Source organism: Corynebacterium sp. KPL2838, assembly GCF_040225455.1.
Taxonomy (GTDB): Bacteria; Actinomycetota; Actinomycetes; order Mycobacteriales; family Mycobacteriaceae; genus Corynebacterium; species Corynebacterium rhinophilum.
Window position 1 is genome coordinate 1 of record NZ_JBEHFT010000079.1, and the last position, 792, is coordinate 792.

The 792-nt window shown below is 54.2% G+C and carries 1 pseudogene; it reads left to right on the forward strand.

Annotation, left to right across the window (positions count from 1 at the left end):
• Nucleotides 1-666 (forward strand): annotated as a pseudogene (locus ABRP98_RS11740) (transposase); the annotation flags it as partial.
• Nucleotides 667-792 lie beyond the last annotated feature (126 nt).

The following is a 792-nucleotide window of genomic DNA, read 5'->3' on the forward strand; positions in this document are numbered from 1 at the left end:
GTCGACTACCGCAACTTCTACAACACACGCCGTCGCCACCAAGGACTTCTCAGGGGCAAGATGCACATCACCCCAGCGAAAGCCTGGGAGATTATCTCGCATGCCCAGCCACCGACGCAGCCGATTGACCCAGATGTTTTATGGACAAAAATCGCGAAACAATATCACCGGATTCACCCCGACAACCAGGCAGATGCCTTAGCAGCCGACACAGTGGTCGCGACAGATAATGCCCTGCCTGAAGTTGCAGCTTCAGACAGGGCACCAAGTAACGACACTCAGGCGATCCAGCAAGATACACCCCATGCCGATTCCTCAACCGTAATGCCAAGCCCTACCGGTGTAAATGCACTCTGGCCTATCCCGGACAAGCTGTGGATCAACAAAAGCGGGGTGGTACGCGTTATGGGACACGGCCTCTACGTCGGGCTGCGCTTCAAAAATCGAGCCATCTACAGCAGCGTAGCCGATGACTATGTGGAATTTTTTACTGATCACGACGGTGAGAAACTGTTTTCATTTCCGCTACCGATCCAACTGAATCAGCGTCCACCCGGCGGTCAAATCAACATAAACCACGTTGTCGGCATGTGGCACCGACAACCCCCAGAGCTAAAACCCAACCTCTCTGGGCCACGGCCAAGCCGCCGGAAGAAGCCAAACTAGCACCAGTACAAAAACTCCGTGGACTCCCCGCCCAAAAAGCGGAGAGACTCCGCGTCCACAAAGTCCCTAGACTCCGAGTCCACAAAGTAGCTGGACTCCAAGTCCAAAAACCTCATGGACATAACA